Below are 17304 nucleotides of genomic sequence, written 5' to 3'. Positions count from 1 at the left end.
AAACAGCGATGAATAAACAAGAATTGATTGAAGAGTTAGAATGTTTAGAAGTTCCTACGGATAGCTATAATTATTTGAGAGGTGCTAACTATGCTGTTGAAAAAGCAATTAGCTTAGCAAAACAACTAAAAGAATCGAAAAAAGCTGTGGTGCCGAATTTCGTGGCGGAGTATATAGAAATAAGAAAAAGAGATTATGAAGTAGGCGGTCTAGGTGCTGCGATCATTAAAGCTTTAAGGTCATGTAATGAGCCTGATTTAGAATCTTGGATGAATAATAATACTGAAGTGTTTGCTCGTGCATGGCTTGACGGCTACGAAGTCAAGAAAGAGCCGCTTTATTATGTGAAGTTGCCAGAAATTGGATATATGAGATTTGGATTTTGTATACCTGTTACAGAAAATATAGAAGAAGCAAAAAAATATACTGAACAAGAAATCAAAGCAGTTGACGAGCGCTATTGGCCGTTTGCTGTGAAGGTGGAGGAAGAATAAATGAAATACCAGGTTAGCTGGGAAAACAAATTAACAAACGAAATAAATATACATGGAACGTTCGAGACATTGCAAGACGCCTTACAATCAATTTATGATTGGTGGGACAAAAATGAATTTACTACACGTTACATTCGGCACTGGAACACTGGAAATCGTACGACTATTGATTACGGAAGTCACCACATGTTTTATTATATTTCGGAAGTAGAGGACGAATAAATGGAAAAATAAAAAGCCGGATCGCTCCGACTGTGAGTAATGTTTTCGACATAGTTATTATACCACAAAAGGAGCGATTCCACTTGATTCAATTGCTAAAAGAAGTAGATTTTCGACAAACAAAAGCGAATGCTAGAAATGTGTTGAAGAATTTTAGACGTTTAGAGCGAATAGCTGGTCGCTCTTTGATAGATTTAAAATCACCAATTATTACAGATATGCCTAAAAGCCAAAGTCATGGGAACAAAGCAGAAGATGCGCTAGTACAATTAGCAGATGCAGAAGCAGAAAGAGACGCAATTTTATCTGCGCTTATGGCATTAAGCCTAACTAGCAGACAAATTTTGCATTATAGTTTCTGTGTGCAGGACCATTACTCTAATTATAAAATCGCAAGAGAAGTCGGCTATTCTGAAAGAAGTATTCAAAGAATGAAATCAGAAGCTTTGATTGAATTCGCGGAAGCTTACCGAAACGGCAAAATAATTGCATATAAATAATTTTTGGCGGTTTTTTGGCGGAAAGTTGGCGGTTTTTATCAATATGTAGATGTTACTATGGTAGTGTCGAAAGATAAGGAAACGAGGTAAGGCATGCATTACCTATCTTAGCTCCGTTTCGCTTATCTTTTGAGGTTACCTACAAAAAAATAAAGAATAAGGATGTGGAGAGTCCAGTTCTTTCTGTCTCGTTTAGTCATAGGTAGCAAATATTGCAATAAACTTGGCATGAAGCTTACACGTAGACGTACGCTGAAAGCCTTCGTCAAGATAGCGCTATGTAAGTTGCAATGATCACTCACAAATCAGACGTTCTCAAAAATAAAAGAATGGGGTGTAATTCCTCTCTCTTTTTCTACAGGTTTGTGAGTGATTTATCGCTGTGGCGGAATAGGTAGACGCTCGTACGTGAGATTAGACATTGGAACAACGTATAAGTTCATATGTAGGGCTTTGGCCCATCGGGTAAATCTAATCATGCAAGGTGCAAATCCTTGCCAGCGATATTGAGTTTGTGGTAGGCAATCTCAAAAATGGCATAGTATAAAAATCCTTTCGGTTGGCGTGTAGCATCTGGGATGCAACGAGCATATAGCGAGATAAGAGGCAGGTTCGATTCCTGTCACGCCAATAGGTAGCTTTGCTACTTAAATAAAAGAATCGTCAATAGATGTTTCTGCTACATTCACGTGAGGCACTAGCTTGCAAGTGCCTCTTTTTGTTTGGAGGAATTGTTGTGTTTAAGTTATTTGAAGTCATTAAGCAGAAAAAAGATATAAAAAAACTAATAGGAGAGAGAACATGAAAAGTTATTGGTATGTATCGTTAACACATAAATATCCACAGCCGAACCGTTCAACTGATTCAGTACGTGTTGTAATGTCTGTGCAGATAAAGAAGAATGCATCTATTGTCGAAATGACGAGAGAAGCTACACCGAAAGAGATTGATTCTTGTAAGCTAGTTTATTGTGGTCATGGTAGTTGGGAAGATAAGCATATACAAGAGAATATAAAGAAGTACGTGAGGTGATAACAAATGAGTAAAAAAGAACAGATTAAAAAGCAACAGGCGCAGTTTTTAGAAATTATGAAGAAGATTCGTGAAGAGAAAGATGTAGATGCAATCGCAGAATTGTTTCTCGAAATCATTTCAGTATATGGCTTGAAGATGGATGAGACATCAGCATTACTTTATTACGTTCAGAAAGAAACACTTGAAGCAGATCACAATGCACAGTTCTTAAACGAACGATTGGAACTCGATGTTAAGTCGCTAGGTATTGAAGGAGTGTTACAAGTTCAACGTGCTTTGGTTAACACTTACCTTTCTAATATTGCCAACAATGATTGATGTATCATCCAAACAAGCACGAGCAAAGTTCTATAGCTCATCAGAGTGGAGAAGATTAAGACAGCAGTGTTTAGAGAAGGACCATTACGAATGCCAGTGGTGCAAACAAGAAGGCAAGCTAACAACTCAATATGATTCTATTCTTGAAGTGGATCACATTAAAGAGTTGGAACATTATCCACAGTATGCCTTAGACATAGACAACCTTAGAACTTTATGCAAAGACTGTCATAACAAACGACACGGAAGATTTAACTATAGAGAATCGAAAAGAAAAAGAAAGTGGGATGATGAATGGTGGTAAGCATGGAAGAAGCAAGAGTATCTGCGTTCTGCATGACTAACAAACATCAACACAATGAAATGAATGAAAGGCTAGGTGTGAGATACATAGCACGAGCTGAAGTGTTTTTTCCAACTTGTAAATGGAAAAAACAGAGAAACGAAGTTGTGGGAAATAATTTGCAAAAATCAACCAAAAGTGGGGGGATAACATACCCCCCCATCGAAATATTTTGCCCTAAAGTGGGGACAGCGGGAACCGGTGGATGGGGTCAACTGTCCAGAAAAATAGAAGTTCTCACGTACAACCCCCCCTTATTTACATAATGTTTAGAAAAGAGGTGAGTTCATGTCGAAGTTAGAAGAACGAGATAAACTCGTGAAAAAAGAAAAAAATAGGCTAATGAGGCTATTTAAAAATATACCAGAGAATAAGAAAAAAGCTGTGCAAGGTTTGATAATTCAAGCAGCTAGATTGCGTGTTTTGCTCGATGAAATGTGGGAAGATATATCAGAAAATGGCGATTATGAAATGTTTTCTCAATCAGAGAAACAAGAACCATATGAGCGAGAAAGACCAGTGGCCAAGTTATATAATTCAAGAGATGTTAGTTATCAAAGAGTTATAAAACAATTAACAGATTTAATTCAAGAATCTACAGAGGAAGATTCGGCAGGAAAATCACCTCCTTCTGATGGAAGTGATTTAATTTGTTAAGTAATAAATACGTTGAAGCATATTTTTCTATGTGGGAACAAGGAAAAATACAATTAAATAAAGAAAGAATTCAATTAATAGATTATCTTAAAGAAAAGGTATTGTGTCGCAATGATTTGTATTTTGATGAAAAACAAATTGAGCAATATATTGCATTTTCTGAAAAGAATTATTTTGAAATTGATCCATGGGAAAAATTTATAGTTCCGTTTATTTTTTTGTATTTTAAAGATACAAATGAAGTGTTTTTCGAACGTTTTTTCATAACTTTGGGACGTGGAGGAGGAAAAAACGGGTTTATTTCAACCTTGTGTAATTATTTTATCAGTCCGTTACATGGAATAAATAACTATGATGTGACTATTGTAGCTAATTCAGAAGAACAAGCAAAACGTTCCTTTGATGAATGTTTTAATAAAATAGATGCTAGCGAAACTTTACGTCGTCATTTTAAACATGGTCGGTCAAAAATTATTGGAAAAAAAACAAACAGCGTTTTTAGATTTGCGACAAGTAATGCTAAAACAAAAGATGGGGGACGAGAAGGCTGTGTTATTTATGATGAAATTCATGAAATGGTAAATTCTGCAATTGTAGATGTTTTTTCAGGTGGTCTTGGTAAAGTGGATAATCCACGAGAATTTTTTATTTCTACTAATGGTTTTGTTCGAGAAGGATACTATGATTTGTTAATGGAAAGTTGCATAGAAGTTTTAGAAGGGAAAAGTTCAGAACGAATTTTTCCTTTTATTTGTAAATTGGACAATATTAAAGAAATGGACAATGAAGAAATGTGGGAAAAAGCAAATCCTGCTTTATGTAAACCATTAACTAAAAGAGCAGAACGATTGTTAAGAAAAATTCGGAGTCAATATGAGGCTTTGTTAAAAGCACCAAGTGGCAGACGTGCCTTTGTAACGAAACGAATGAACTTGATTGAAGGAAATGAAGAAAAAGATGTAACTACGATTGAGAAGTTAAAAGCAACGAATAGGACTTATGCTATTGCAAGCGGTCAAAGTTGTGTCGCAGGTTTTGATTATGCAAGTATCAGAGATTTTGCAAGTGTAGGTTTGTTATTTGAAGTTGATGGAAATTTTGTTTGGAAACAGCATAGTTTTGCAAGAAAGCAGTTTTTGGACACTTTTAAATTGAAAGCTCCTATAAAAGAATGGGAGAGAGAAGGACTGATTACGATTGTTGATGAACCTTCAATTGATCCTCAACACTTAGTAGATTGGTTAAACGAACAACGGTTAATGTATTCTATTGAGCTAGTATGTGCAGATGGTTTTCGCATGGACTTATTAAAGCCTTTGCTGGAAAAAAATGATTATCAATACGAGTTTTTGAGAAATCCACGAGGTGTTCAAGCCAAAATAGCACCAATTATCGAAGATGGTTTTGCTAATGAACGTTTTATTTTTGGAGATGATCCATTGATGAGATGGTATACAAACAATACGTATATTAAAGAAGATGGACAAGGTAATCGAACTTTTTTGAAAAAAGAACCTGTTCGGAGAAAAACAGATGGCTTTCATGCATTTTTAGCAGCTTTGTATAAAAGAGACTGGATTAACGAAAGTGTTGATTATAAATCAGCTTTTGATATGTTGGATGAATTAGAATTTTAAGAGGTGATCATGATGTATAAACCCCAATACTTAAATATAGAACGAAAAGAAAAATCTGCTTATGGAAGTAATGCTGCATATTTCTCAAAAATAATTGTTAAGAGTAATGGGTTTAAATGGGCTGTTCCAAAGAAAAAAATAAATAAATCTGGACGTCGTTTTTTAGGGAAAATCAGATAAAAACCTTTCGGAATATTATTTAATAAGAGAGAGGAGGTGAACGAATGAGTTTATTCGATCTTTTAAAAAGTACATCAGCTAAGAATAGAGCAATTCAAGAAATGTTGGATTTTGAATTTATAAGTGAGGTATCCACCCGAGCCTATTTAAAACGTTTAGCACTAGATTCTGTATTGAATTTTGTTGCCCGAACTATGTCAACGATGCAAATTCAAATAAGGGATGGTACAAAAAGTGAATGGGAATATTTATTAAATGTTCGCCCAAATAAAGATATGTCAGCAAATGATTTTTGGCAAAGATTTTTTTATACTTTACTGAAAAATAATGAAGTATTAGTCATTGTATCAGATGATGATCAATTGTTAATTGCAGATAGTTTTTATCGCAATGAGTATGCTTTATATGAAGATGTTTTTGAGGGCGTTACGGTAAAAGGATATACTTATCAGAGAAATTTTAAAATGTCTGATGTTATTTATCTTCAATACAATAACGATAAATTAGAAAAGTTTACGGATGGTTTATTTAATGATTATGGCAAGCTTTTCGGTCGTATTCTGGAAGTAGCTATGCGAAATAATCAAATTCGAGCTTCTGTATCAATCGATCAAACGGGTAGCTATGGAGATAAGAAAGATGAAAACGGAAGAAGTACTCAAGAAAAACTACAAAAATTTGTAAATAAGATTTATAAATCGTTTAAAACAAATTCTGTGGCAATTGTTCCAAAGCTTAAAGGGTTTGACTATGAAGAATATACAAATAAAACCAATTCTTCTAATCAATCGTTAGAAGAATTAGAACAATTGAAAAAGACTTTAATTAATGACGTTTGTCGAGCAATAGGCGTTCCTTCTGCTTTAATTCATGGAGAAATGGCAGATTTAGAGTTTAACCTTAAAGCCTATCAAAAGCTTTGTATCATGCAATTAAAAGATAAGTTACAGTCTGAGCTTAATAATAAAATACTTGAAAAAAGTGAATATAAAAAAGGCCAAAGAATTGTTATTGAAAATGTTCTTAAACGTGATCCATATGAAGAAGCAGTCAAGATTGATAAATTAATTGCTTCAGGTGTATTTACACCAAATCAAGTATTAAGAGATTTTGAATACGATGAATCTGATGAACCGTTTATGAATGAACATCATATAACTAAAAACTATGAAAAACTGAAAGGTGGTGAGGAAGAAAATGACAGTGAAAATCAAGATTAATGGACCGATTATTTCTAATGATGATAAATGGTTTTATGATTGGCTCGATATGGATGCAACTTGTCCAAAAGATGTTTTGGATTTGCTGCCAGTAGAAAATGAATCTGTAGAAGTAACCATCAATTCTTATGGTGGTCTTGTAGATATGGGAAATGAAATTTACACAGCATTGCGTTCTTATGAAGGCGATGTAAAAGTAAACATTGTTATGGCAGGAAGTGCTGCAAGCATTATTGCTATGGCTGGAAATACAGTAGCGATTAGCCCTGTTGGACAAATTATGATCCATAATGTAGCCATGGGTGCTGGTGGAGATTATCATGTTATGGATAAAGCCAGCGAAATTTTACAAAAGGCTAATTCTTCTTTGGCTAATGCTTACGTTGCGAAAACAGGAAAAACGAAAGAAGAAATCTTAGCGTTAATGGACAAAGAAACATGGTTAACCGCAGAAGAGGCTGTTGAAAATGGTTTTGTAGACGAAATCATGTTTGAAAATATTGAACGTCCGTTGTTAGTTGCTGATGCTGGAAGTGGTCTTATTTCAAAAGATATTATCAATGAAGTGAAAAAACTAAAAAATCAGCAAAATGAATCGGTGACAATGGTAAATAAAGAAGAATTAAAGGAAATGATTGCTGAAGCTATCATTGAAGCCAAACAAAAGGAAATTACAAGTGAACAAACTATTGAATCTAAAGAATCAACAAACGTATCACCGTTTGCTAGATTCTTATTTTAATACACATTTTTAGGAGGAATTGATTATGACAATTAAATTATCGCAAGAATTTGAACAAGCAAAATTAAATTGGATTAATGCTGTTCAAAATGAAGAGTCTATTGAAAAACAAGGACAATTGTATGGCGAAATGCTTGATCAATTATTAGTAGAAGCGGAAAAAGCAGGAGAAAAAGGCGCAGAATCAATTGCGGCAGTTTCTAGTAAAGATAGAAACATGGATGCTAAAACACGCAAATTTTATAATGAAATTAATAAAGAAGTAGGGTACAAAGACGAAGAGCTGTTACCAGAAGAAACAGTAGATGAAATTTTTAATGATTTAACGACAGAACATCCGTTATTGTCTGCAATTGGCTTACGCAATGCAGGGTTAAGATTGAAATTTTTGAAATCTGATACAAGTGGAGTAGCTGTTTGGGGAAACGTTTTTGGAGAAATCAAAGGACAATTAGATGCAGCATTCAGCGAAGAAGAAACAATTGATAACAAATTAACCGCATTTGTCGTATTACCAAAAGATTTAAAAGGTTATGGGCCATCATGGATTGAGCGTTTTATTCGATTACAAATTCAAGAAGCTTTTTCTGTAGCCTTAGAATTAGCCTTTTTAACTGGTGATGGGAAAAACCAACCTGTAGGATTGAATCGTAAAGTGGCGAAAGGAACTCCTGTATCGGACGGGAAATATCCAGAAAAAGAACCATCAGGAGAATTAACTTTTGCCGATTCAAAAACAACAGTTAATGAGTTGAAAGAGCTATTTAAGCATCATTCAACAAAAGAAAACGGTAAATCTTTAGCTGTAGCAGGCAAAGTAAATTTAGTGGTGAATCCAGCAGATGCTTGGGATGTAAAAGCACAATATACTTTTTTAAATGCTAATGGAGTATATGTTACAGCATTACCATTTAATTTAAATATTATTGAATCTGTAGCACAGCCTACTGGTAAAGCATTGTCATTTGTAGTCGGAAGATATGATGCCTATATGGGTGGTTCTATGGGTATTCAAAAATATGACCAAACTTTAGCTCTTGAAGACTTAGATTTATATACAGCCAAAGGTTTCTATTTTGGAAAAGCAAAAGATGATAAGGCTGCGGCAGTTTGGACATTATCAGTAAGTACATTAGAAAAGTAAAACGCCCCACAATAGGAACAATTACACCTACGACAGATGGGGCTAATGTGGAATTGACATAGTTAAAGGAGGGATTTGATGACTAACGAAGAAGCATTGAAATTAGCCGAATTAAAGTTAGGAAAATTCAAGAAGCGGATGAAGATTTTTGGATCATCGGAAGATGATTCGTTAAAAGAAATCTTAGCCGCTTCTTTTTTACGACTTAATTCGCTAATTTATCCAACTAATCCCGAAAATGATTTAACTTTCATTGAGCTAGTTTTTGAAAGAAGTCGTTATGTTTATAACGATTCTTTAGAGTTTTTTGAAACAAATTATCAATCTGATATTTTAGCTTGTTCTTTAAAATATGCGGAGGTGTCTGATGATGATACATCCGAGTTATAAAACGCCCAAAATTAATAGTGGAAATCTTCGAACGCCTGTTCAATTTTGGAGATTTGTTCCAAACGATGGACCAGAACCAATGGAAGAAAAAAGGGAAAAGTTATATGAATGTTTTTGCTTGGCCTACAATCCCTCAATGAAAGATATGGAAATCTTGAATGCCAAAGGAACAAATGAGGGATTAACAATTAAAATCCGTGATCCCCATCAAGACTATATCCCAACTAATAAACACAAAGTAATTATTGATGATTACAGAGTGTTACCTAAAGGGAAAGAATGGGAGATTGTAGATGTTTCACCTGATTTTGAAGATAACCGCTTTATTAAAATTGTATTGGGGGCTACATCATGAGCGAGATAATCGGTTTAGAAGAAACGCTCAAAAATATGGAAACACAACTCGGAGCTGCCAGAGTCAACAGAATAGCCAATAAAGCATTGAGAAAACAAGGTGAAAGAAACAAACAGATTGTTAAGAAATACATGGCCAGTTATATGGATTCAGGGAAAACACATGATTTAGTAATAACTAGTGGTATAAAAAGTAATCCTAAGCGAGTGGAGACTGGTTGGGCTTCAAAAGAACGTGCACCTATCGTTCACTTAAACGAATTTGGCTACACACGTCATGGAACTTATGTGCGCCCTCGTGGAATGGGAAAACTTCAAGCAGCAGCTGATGAAATCCAAGCGAAAGCATTTAAAGAAATGAAATCGGATATGGAGGAATTAGCAAAATGAAAGACATGATGATGGAGGTTTACGATGCGCTGATTAAAAATGAAACAATCAAAAAGTTAGTAACACCTCAAAGAATCAAATTTTATGAAGTACCTGAAAATTTAGATATGACAAAGCCTTTTATTGTTATTGATAATTTTCTTGGTCCACAAACCAATGCTTATTTTGCTAATAATAAAGCATTATCTATTCGGTTTAATTACCAAATCAATGTTGAAAGTATGGATAGAATGACAACCAAGCGAATTTCTAAAGCAGCGGAAGAAACAATGAGGCAAATTGGCTTTGGTCGCCTTGAAGGCGGATTAGACCAATATTTTAGTGAAACAAAACGTTTTGTAGATGCAAGACGCTACAGAAAAAATACACAAATTCATGACACCAATTATTAATTGGTGTCTATTTTTTAGGAGGAAAACAATTATGCAAACATATGGTTTTAGCAGAATTACAATTAAACAATTAGATAATGAATTGAATCCAGTTGATGGAAAAAAATATACTGTTGAAGGTAAACCAAGAGAAGGTGCAGCAGCAAGTTTTGAAATTACTGGTTTGAAGAAAGAACCGTCAAAAGTATTTGGTTCAAATATTGCATATTATGTAGCTCGCAAAGGGCATGGAGATATTGCAGCTAATTTAGGTATTTTGGATTTTCCAGCAACTATTGAACATGAAATTTTAGGACATAAAAAAGCAACGGAAGAAAGTAAAGTTTATCACATTGGAGAAGATACAGAGCCACCATATTATGCAGTTCTCATTGAATCAGAAGATTTGTATGGTGAAAAAATTGGTTTTGGTATGTATGCAGGAACATTTTCATGCGATGGTATCAAAGGAGAAACGTTAAATGATGATGACTTTACACCAGAGCCGGGAGAGTACGTTTATTCTGCTATTTCTCGCCAAGTAGGAGATAAAAAAGTAACCGTTGGTTTTGCTGATAATTCTGAAGCATTAGAAGAATTGAAGAAAGAATTATTTGGAGATGAAACACACGAATTGGAAAAGTTACAAGCCCCACAGTAGGAACGATTACACCTACAACAGATGGGGCAACAATTGAGATGTTTTAAAAGGAGGAAAAGTAATGCCTGATACATTCAGAATTTACAAGAAGAGTGGAGAAAAAATTGCTGAAGGTACAAGTCCGTTAGCAATTACAGGATTATCATCTGGAACAGTAGTTAATGAAGGTGATTATCAAGCAACTCGTGTTAAAGGAGAGCGAGAATCTGAAAAGGTTAATATTGCAGGATTTACCGTTCAAGAAGCAAGAGGGCTAAATACTGCTGCTAATGATAAACCAACAGAAAATAGTACAGTACCAGAAATTAAGGAATGGTTAACTAAACATAATATAGATTTTTCAGGAAAAACATTGAAAGCTGATTTATTAGCATTGATACCGAACGACTAGTTTTACTAGTCGTTCTTTTATTAGGAGGAAATTTTAATGGAACGAAAAATTGAATTAACGTTGCGAATAAACGGTGAAGAAAAAACATTTACGCAAGACTTTGTACCATTTTCAAAACGTAGTGACTATATTCGTTTAGAAAAAGAAGTAGAAGAAGCAGCGAAGAAACATGGAAAAGAACCAAGCCCAGAGGATTATTTGGACATGCAAATTCAGTTTGTTGCTGATCTATTTGATGATAAAGAAGTTACTAAAGAAGCGATTACAGACGGATTGGATTCATTAGATGTTGATAAAATTTGGCAGATTATTCGATACCGTGTTTTAGGGTTTTCAAAAGAAGATGATGAAGCTGTAAAAAAAGCGATGGCGGAGGAAATTTAACTTGGGATGAACTTTATGAGTTACAAGTTGATTTTGTCCGTAATGCTATCACTAATTTAGGGTGGACGATTCGAGATTTCATGAATACTGATTGTTTGGATATTGATGAAATTTTATTGAAAGCACCTAAGAAAAAGAAATCTAAAAAGAAAAAACAAGAAGTGCGACCATTAAGCGAATTAGTCAAGCGTGGCGGTGCATGAAAGGAAGGAGGTTAACTAAATGAGTGGTGGAACGCCATTAGGAAATATGGTTGTAAAACTTGGTTTGGATAGTTCTGATTTTGGGCGTGGTGCTGCAAATGCTAAGAAAGAAGTTCGATATTTAGCTAAGGAAATGCAAGCCAATGTAAAAATTGCTGATATGGCTGGTAACAAAATGGGGAAATTAGGTACTCGTTTTGATGGGCTGACTAAAATTATTAATGCTCAAGAAAAACAAGTGGCTGCATTAAAAAAAGCCTATGATGAATCTTTCGTAGATGGCAAAGCGACGGAATCCACAAAAAGACTAGCCACTCAATTACAAGACGCTAACGGCAAACTTGCGAATTATCGTTCTCAACTGATTCAAACTGCTGGACAGATGGCAGAAATGCAAGTTAAGACTACTGGAGCAACTGGAGCTATTTATAAGGCTAGTGAAAAGATGATTTCTAGTGGTCAGCGTATGGAACAAATGGGCGGAGCACTAACTAAAGGCGTTACAATGCCAATTTTAGCAGGAGCTGCCGCAGTAACAACGGCCGCTGTTAAGTGGGAATCAGATTTCGCAGGGGTAAAAAAGACTAATGATGAAGTTGTAGATTCGACAGGTAAGGTTGTTTATTCGTACAAAGATTTAGAAAATGGGCTTCGTGGTTTAGCAAAAGAATTACCTGCAAGCCACACTGAAATTGCTAATGTTGCTGAAGCAGCAGGGCAGTTAGGGATTAAAACTGAAAATGTGGTTGGCTTCACTAAGACTATGATTGATTTGGGAGAATCAACAAATATGAGTGCAGATGAAGCTGCAACTGCTTTAGCTCGTTTGGCTAATATCACAGGAATGCCACAGACGGAATTTGATAAGCTAGGTTCTGTGATTGTTGATTTAGGAAATAACTTCGCGACAACTGAATCAGAAATTACAGAAATGGGCTTACGTTTAGCTGGTGCTGGGCATCAAGTTGGAATGAGTGAAGCTCAAATTATGGGATTCGCAGCTGCATTGAGTTCTGTTGGTATTGAAGCTGAAGCGGGTGGTTCTGCATTTTCTAAAGTAATGATTCAAATGCAATTAGCTGTTGAAAGTGGAACAAACGCTTTTGCAGGATTAGAAAGTTTAAGTCAAAAAACAGGCGTTTCTATGGAGCAAGTTTCTAATGCCGTTAGAAATGGTGGTAAAGAACTAGAAAATACTGCAAAAGCTATGGGATTAACTGGAAAAGAATTAAAAGCAATGCATAAAGAAGCTTCAGATAGTGCCATGACTTTAGAAGATTTTGCAAACGTAGCAGGAATGACAGCTGAACAATTTTCAAAATCATTTAAAGAAGATGCTTCTGGCGCCATTATGAAGTTTATCGAAGGCTTAAGAGATTCTGAAAAGCACGGAACATCTGCTATTAAGACTTTAGATGATATGGGAATCACAGAGGTTCGACTCCGTGATAGTCTTCTTCGTGCTGCTGGTGCAAGCGATGTATTTAAGAGTGCGGTTGATCGCGGAACAAAAGCATGGAGTGAAAATACCGCTTTAACAGAAGAAGCTAATAAGCGTTATGAAACCACAGAATCTCAATTAAAAATGTTGAGAAATGAAGCAATAGATGTAGGTATCACTTTTGGAGGTCCTTTAGTTAAAGCGCTTCGAGATGTTTTACAAGCTGCCAAACCGATGATTAAAACGGTAACTAATTTAGCAGAATCTTTCTCAAATGCTAATCCTAAAACGCAGCAAACAATTGTTAAAATGATCGCTCTTACAGCAGCAATGGGTCCAGCTATTAAATTAACAGGTACTTTATCAAAAGGTATAGGTACTCTCGGCAAAGGCTTCATAGATACAATGGCAGCTATGTCTAAAAAAAGAGCAATAGAAGATGTTACGCAAGCTTTTGCTAAAGGAAGTTCAGTTTCTGTTGATTTTGGAAAAAATCTTGCTTCTTCTGGTTCAGCACTAGGCGGCTTAACTGCTAAAATAGGTGGTACTACAACCCAAATAGGCGCACTAACTAAAGGTTTTAGTTTGTTAAATCCTTGGGTGTTAGGAATAACAACTGCTGTTGGAGCAGGAATTGCTGTTTGGAAGTTGTGGGGTGAGGAAGCTTGGAATAGTTCTCAGCGAACACAAAGATGGGGAACCGATGTAGGAAAAGCCACTGATGAAGCTTTAACTAAGTTTCAAAGTTATAGCAGAGGTGCTAGTGGAGAATTTTCTTTATTAGAACAAGGTATCTCAAGTAATACAGGTTCAATTGTAAATAATTTTTCTAAAATGGGTCAATCAATTGAAACAACACTAACTAAAAAAATTGAAACATTGAAAGGTATAGTTAAAGAGTTACCAGACGATATTAAAGAAGCTGCCAATGAATTAACAGAAGATGAAATAGCAAATCAGGAAAAATATCTTGCTATAGTAAAAGAAAACAATGCTAAAATTACTCAAATCAAAAAAACTGCTTCAAATAATAATCGACAAATTAGCTATGAAGAAACTGTTCGGATAAAAGCTTATGCTCAAGAAAGTGCTGAAGCATACGTAAATTCACTGGGGAAAAGTGAAAAAGAATCAAAACAAATTCTGGAAGCAATGACTGGTAATGTTAGTGTTGCTTCAAAAGCACAAGCTAAAGAATGGCTGCAGTCATTAGGAAAACAAAGACAAGAATCTTCTCTTGAATATCAAAAGATGCAAGAAGATATGAAAGAAAAATTAGTGGATTCAGGATATGATTTAAATAGTAAGTATGCTAAAGAAATGCTTAAATTACTTAAAGAAAGTAGCGATTCTGCTCAACAAATAACTGATGATCAGATGTCAACAATTCTTGCAAAATATCCAGAATTAACTAATGAAGTTTTCTTAGCTAATGGTCAATTGATAAGTACAATGGGTGATGCATCAGAAGCTGCAATTACTCAAAATAAAAAACTAGCTTCTTCATTTACAGATATGACTAATACTTCTGCCAAAGCAGCAGAAGATAACGCAAAAAAAGTTGAACTAATGTCTGAAAAAAGTGGAGAATATGCTGATTTTTGGAATGATTTAGTTTTAGAAGATAAAGATGGACATGTGAAAACTAACGCTCAAGAAGCAATAACAGAAGCTGCAAAATCTGAACAAGGATGGAATAAGTTATTATTTGCTTCTAAACATGCGGATTTAAAAAGTAATGCCAAATTGATGATAGCGGAAGCTGCTATAGCTAATGGACGTTGGGAAAAGATGACCTTTACTGAACAACAAGCTTTGCTAAAGAGTAATGTTACTAAAACCATGACACAAGCATTGCAAGCTAAAGGTGATTGGGGAAAACTAAGCTTTGAAGAAAAGAAAGCAGTTCTTTATTCAAATACTCCAGAAGTTATGGCAGAAACAATGCTTAATTTGGGATTGTGGAAAGAGTATCAACCACAAGTTAAAGAATTAAAAGTAAAAAATCAAGGATTTCTTGAGGTATTAAGTCAATCTCAAGATAAAATTATCCACTGGTCACAAGTCCCAGTGGATATAAAGGAAATTCTTGGTGATAATTACGATTTACTTTCAAAAATATATGGATCAGAACAATCATATAATCGCTGGAAAAATTTACCAGATGATGAGAAAAAACTTCTGGCTAATAATTCTGATGTATTGCAAAAAATTATGACTTCTGATACTAGTTTAAAACAATGGAATGCGTTACCAGCTGATCAGAAAAAAATGCTTGGAGATAATACTGATTTATTAACAAAAGTTATGGCATCAGAAGAAAGTATGAATGCTTGGAAAGCTTTGCCTGATCCAGTAAAAAAAATGTTAGGTAATAACGAAGATTTAAAAGCTAAGATAGCCGAAGGTAGCTTAAGTGTTGAAACATATAATCAAGTTAAACCACATTTAAAAAAATTACTAGGTGATGCTTCAAATGTATCAAACCAATCACAGGTAGGTATTCAAAATTTAAATGCATTCAATGCAAACAATCCAGCAATGAAACTTTTAAAAGGTGATTCTTCAAGTGCGCAAAATGCTGCTAGAACTGGGGGTAGTGCCTTAAATATTTATAAAGCAAATAATCCAGCTAGCAAGAATTTAAAAGGTAATGCTTCAGGAGTAGTAAGTGCAACAGCTAGTGGTAATAGTAGTTTAAATGTTTTTGCTGCAAATAATCCTGTAGAGAAGTTGTTAAAAGCACGAGATGAGGCAACTGGGCCAGCAAGTTCAGCTAAAAATGCAGTAAATGATTTTAATTCAGGACCTTCAGTTATAACTAAAACATTAAAAGTTGTTGCTGATATTGGCGGAAAAGTGGCAAAAATTTTAGGACTTGAAACAGGAACAAATTATCACGTTGGAGGTCCAGCGATTGTTAATGACCAAAGAGGACCTGTTTATAAAGAATTAGTTATTCCTAAAGGCGGTGTGCCATTTATTCCAGAAGGAAGAAATGTTTTTCTTCCTGATTTGCCAAGAGGTTCAAAAGTCATTAAAGCTTCTGAAACAAAAAAACTGATTCCTCGTTATGAAAACGGCGTAGGCGTTCCGAGAAATTCTTCGGTTGTTAAAAATTTAATTGCTGTGCAAGAATCGAAGGAATCAACTGATTTTGGAGAATTAGCTTCAACTATGCGTGAATTACTTGCATATATGAAGAGCGGTAATTTTAATGGTATGGAAGTTAATCAAAATTTTGTTGTATCTGATACTAAAACAGCTCGTGAAGCAGCTATTGAAAATAAACGTCAATTAAGGAATTTAGCAAGGGGGCTTAAATAGTGAAGTTAGAATTAATGTATACAAATCAAAATGGGGAGCAACTCGTTTTTAACGAATCAGCTCCTTATTTTTTGCAAAATGTAGAAGGATTAGAAGCACCTGAAAATGTTGTTTTAGCAGAAGAAGTGTTCGGTGATGACGGCGCTAAAGTTGTAGGAATTCGATTAAGTACCCGTAAACCATTAATAGAAGGAGTTTTAATCGGTAAAACGGAAGAAGAAATTTATCAATTACGACGTGATATGATTCAAAAAATCGATTTAAAACAAACAGGTAAATTAACATTGAAAGTTTATGATAAAGAATATGAAACAGATGTGTTACCTATTCAAGCGCCTAGCTTCAAACTTTATGAAGATAGTCCTTTTAAAATTGATGAATGGAATTTATTTTCATTGCAGTTTGAAGCATTTGATTCGTATTTTCGTGATGTATCTTTTTATAATTCGTTAGTCCCATTAGCTACATTAAATCCAACACTTATTTTTCCTATGGTATTTGTTCAAGGTGAAGAGCACACGTTCGGGCGTTTTGAATCAGGAAATATTGAAAAAATTGTAAACAATGGAGACGTACAAGTTGGAGCAGTCTTTTTTATGAAATGTGTAACAACTGTGACTAATCCACAAATTTATGATGTAACGAAACAAACATTTTTTGGATTTAAAGGAACATTTGAATCTGGAACGAGATTTGAACTTTCAACTGTGCGTGGCAATTTATATGCTAAAAAAATTATAAATGGCAAAGAGACAAATGCGGTGCCAGAACGACTAGAAGGAAGTAGTTTCTTTCGATTATCAAAAGGAGATAATTATTTACAGCTAAAAGCAGCAAATAATACACAAAACGGTATTACATGTGAAATGCAATTTACACCGTTAGTAAGTGGGGTGTAAA

At 34.7% G+C, this 17304-nt stretch carries 22 protein-coding genes and 1 tRNA gene; all 23 read left to right on the top strand.

Annotated elements, in window-relative coordinates; all coding sequences use genetic code 11:
- The first annotated feature begins 8 nt into the window (after window positions 1-8).
- The 23 genes from IGK86_RS10755 to IGK86_RS10645 all read left to right on the top strand — a co-directional run bounded on the left by IGK86_RS10755 (window position 9) and on the right by IGK86_RS10645 (window position 17303).
- Window positions 9-494 carry a DUF1642 domain-containing protein gene (locus IGK86_RS10755; RefSeq protein ID WP_438742217.1) on the top strand — a complete coding sequence of 162 codons (486 nt, stop codon included), beginning with the start codon at window positions 9-11 and terminating at the stop codon, window positions 492-494.
- Window positions 495-716, top strand: a complete 222-nt coding sequence (locus IGK86_RS10750; protein WP_438742220.1) for a hypothetical protein — start codon at window positions 495-497, stop codon at window positions 714-716.
- Between the two features lie 83 nt (window positions 717-799).
- Window positions 800-1216: an ArpU family phage packaging/lysis transcriptional regulator gene (locus IGK86_RS10745; RefSeq protein ID WP_010774470.1), complete on the top strand. Its 417-nt coding sequence runs from the start codon at window positions 800-802 to the stop codon at window positions 1214-1216.
- 560 nt (window positions 1217-1776) lie between these two features.
- Window positions 1777-1847 (top strand) — tRNA-Arg (locus tag IGK86_RS10740).
- Window positions 1848-2017: 170 nt separating this feature from the next.
- Window positions 2018-2248 carry a hypothetical protein gene (locus IGK86_RS10735; RefSeq protein ID WP_438742222.1) on the top strand — a complete coding sequence of 77 codons (231 nt, stop codon included), beginning with the start codon at window positions 2018-2020 and terminating at the stop codon, window positions 2246-2248.
- Window positions 2249-2254: 6 nt separating this feature from the next.
- Window positions 2255-2569 carry a hypothetical protein gene (locus tag IGK86_RS10730; protein ID WP_438742224.1) on the top strand — a complete coding sequence of 105 codons (315 nt, stop codon included), beginning with the start codon at window positions 2255-2257 and terminating at the stop codon, window positions 2567-2569.
- Entirely contained in the window at window positions 2562-2873 is a 312-nt protein-coding gene (locus IGK86_RS10725) for an HNH endonuclease (RefSeq protein WP_438742616.1), read from the top strand. Before IGK86_RS10730 ends, IGK86_RS10725 begins: the two co-directional genes overlap by 8 nt.
- Before the next feature lie 327 nt (window positions 2874-3200).
- On the top strand, window positions 3201-3569 hold the full coding sequence (locus tag IGK86_RS10720) for a hypothetical protein (protein ID WP_023895545.1): 369 nt from the start codon (window positions 3201-3203) through the stop codon (window positions 3567-3569).
- Window positions 3563-5206: a terminase large subunit domain-containing protein gene (locus IGK86_RS10715; protein ID WP_438742226.1), complete on the top strand. Its 1644-nt coding sequence runs from the start codon at window positions 3563-3565 to the stop codon at window positions 5204-5206. Before IGK86_RS10720 ends, IGK86_RS10715 begins: the two co-directional genes overlap by 7 nt.
- 9 nt (window positions 5207-5215) lie before the next feature.
- Window positions 5216-5386, top strand: a complete 171-nt coding sequence (locus tag IGK86_RS10710) for a hypothetical protein (RefSeq protein ID WP_202576242.1) — start codon at window positions 5216-5218, stop codon at window positions 5384-5386.
- Window positions 5387-5430: 44 nt separating this feature from the next.
- Window positions 5431-6606 (top strand): phage portal protein, encoded by a 1176-nt coding sequence (locus IGK86_RS10705; RefSeq protein ID WP_438742230.1) that lies wholly within the window; start codon window positions 5431-5433, stop codon window positions 6604-6606.
- Window positions 6584-7348: a head maturation protease, ClpP-related gene (locus IGK86_RS10700; RefSeq protein WP_202575914.1), complete on the top strand. Its 765-nt coding sequence runs from the start codon at window positions 6584-6586 to the stop codon at window positions 7346-7348. The genes IGK86_RS10705 and IGK86_RS10700 overlap by 23 nt, the downstream gene beginning before the upstream one ends.
- A gap of 25 nt (window positions 7349-7373) precedes the next feature.
- Entirely contained in the window at window positions 7374-8492 is a 1119-nt protein-coding gene (locus IGK86_RS10695) for a phage major capsid protein (protein ID WP_172759987.1), read from the top strand.
- Between the two features lie 78 nt (window positions 8493-8570).
- Window positions 8571-8882, top strand: coding sequence for a hypothetical protein (locus IGK86_RS10690; RefSeq protein WP_192190546.1), 312 nt, complete (start codon window positions 8571-8573; stop codon window positions 8880-8882).
- Complete coding sequence (locus tag IGK86_RS10685; protein WP_373465608.1) at window positions 8863-9237, top strand: phage head-tail adapter protein; 375 nt, start codon at window positions 8863-8865, stop codon at window positions 9235-9237. The genes IGK86_RS10690 and IGK86_RS10685 overlap by 20 nt, the downstream gene beginning before the upstream one ends.
- The gene (locus IGK86_RS10680) at window positions 9234-9626 is read left to right on the top strand and encodes a hypothetical protein (RefSeq protein ID WP_438742233.1); all 393 of its coding nucleotides are present in this window, start codon (window positions 9234-9236) and stop codon (window positions 9624-9626) included. Before IGK86_RS10685 ends, IGK86_RS10680 begins: the two co-directional genes overlap by 4 nt.
- On the top strand, window positions 9623-10018 hold the full coding sequence (locus tag IGK86_RS10675) for a hypothetical protein (RefSeq protein ID WP_438742235.1): 396 nt from the start codon (window positions 9623-9625) through the stop codon (window positions 10016-10018). Before IGK86_RS10680 ends, IGK86_RS10675 begins: the two co-directional genes overlap by 4 nt.
- A gap of 31 nt (window positions 10019-10049) precedes the next feature.
- Complete coding sequence (locus tag IGK86_RS10670; protein ID WP_174114237.1) at window positions 10050-10658, top strand: major tail protein; 609 nt, start codon at window positions 10050-10052, stop codon at window positions 10656-10658.
- Between the two features lie 61 nt (window positions 10659-10719).
- Window positions 10720-11049 carry a hypothetical protein gene (locus IGK86_RS10665; protein ID WP_202575916.1) on the top strand — a complete coding sequence of 110 codons (330 nt, stop codon included), beginning with the start codon at window positions 10720-10722 and terminating at the stop codon, window positions 11047-11049.
- Between the two features lie 36 nt (window positions 11050-11085).
- On the top strand, window positions 11086-11433 hold the full coding sequence (gene gpG / locus IGK86_RS10660) for a phage tail assembly chaperone G (RefSeq protein WP_202575917.1): 348 nt from the start codon (window positions 11086-11088) through the stop codon (window positions 11431-11433).
- 80 nt (window positions 11434-11513) lie between these two features.
- A complete protein-coding gene (locus tag IGK86_RS10655; protein WP_263864584.1) occupies window positions 11514-11636 on the top strand; it encodes a hypothetical protein in 123 nt (40 codons plus the stop codon).
- A gap of 19 nt (window positions 11637-11655) precedes the next feature.
- Window positions 11656-16404 (top strand): phage tail tape measure protein, encoded by a 4749-nt coding sequence (locus IGK86_RS10650; protein WP_438742430.1) that lies wholly within the window; start codon window positions 11656-11658, stop codon window positions 16402-16404.
- On the top strand, window positions 16404-17303 hold the full coding sequence (locus tag IGK86_RS10645; protein ID WP_023895281.1) for a phage tail domain-containing protein: 900 nt from the start codon (window positions 16404-16406) through the stop codon (window positions 17301-17303). Before IGK86_RS10650 ends, IGK86_RS10645 begins: the two co-directional genes overlap by 1 nt.
- Window position 17304: the final 1 nt, after the last annotated feature.

This window comes from Enterococcus sp. DIV1206 (genome assembly GCF_051712485.1).
Lineage (GTDB): Bacteria > Bacillota > Bacilli > Lactobacillales > Enterococcaceae > Enterococcus > Enterococcus faecalis.
This window is presented reverse-complemented; position numbering and strand designations above follow the sequence as displayed.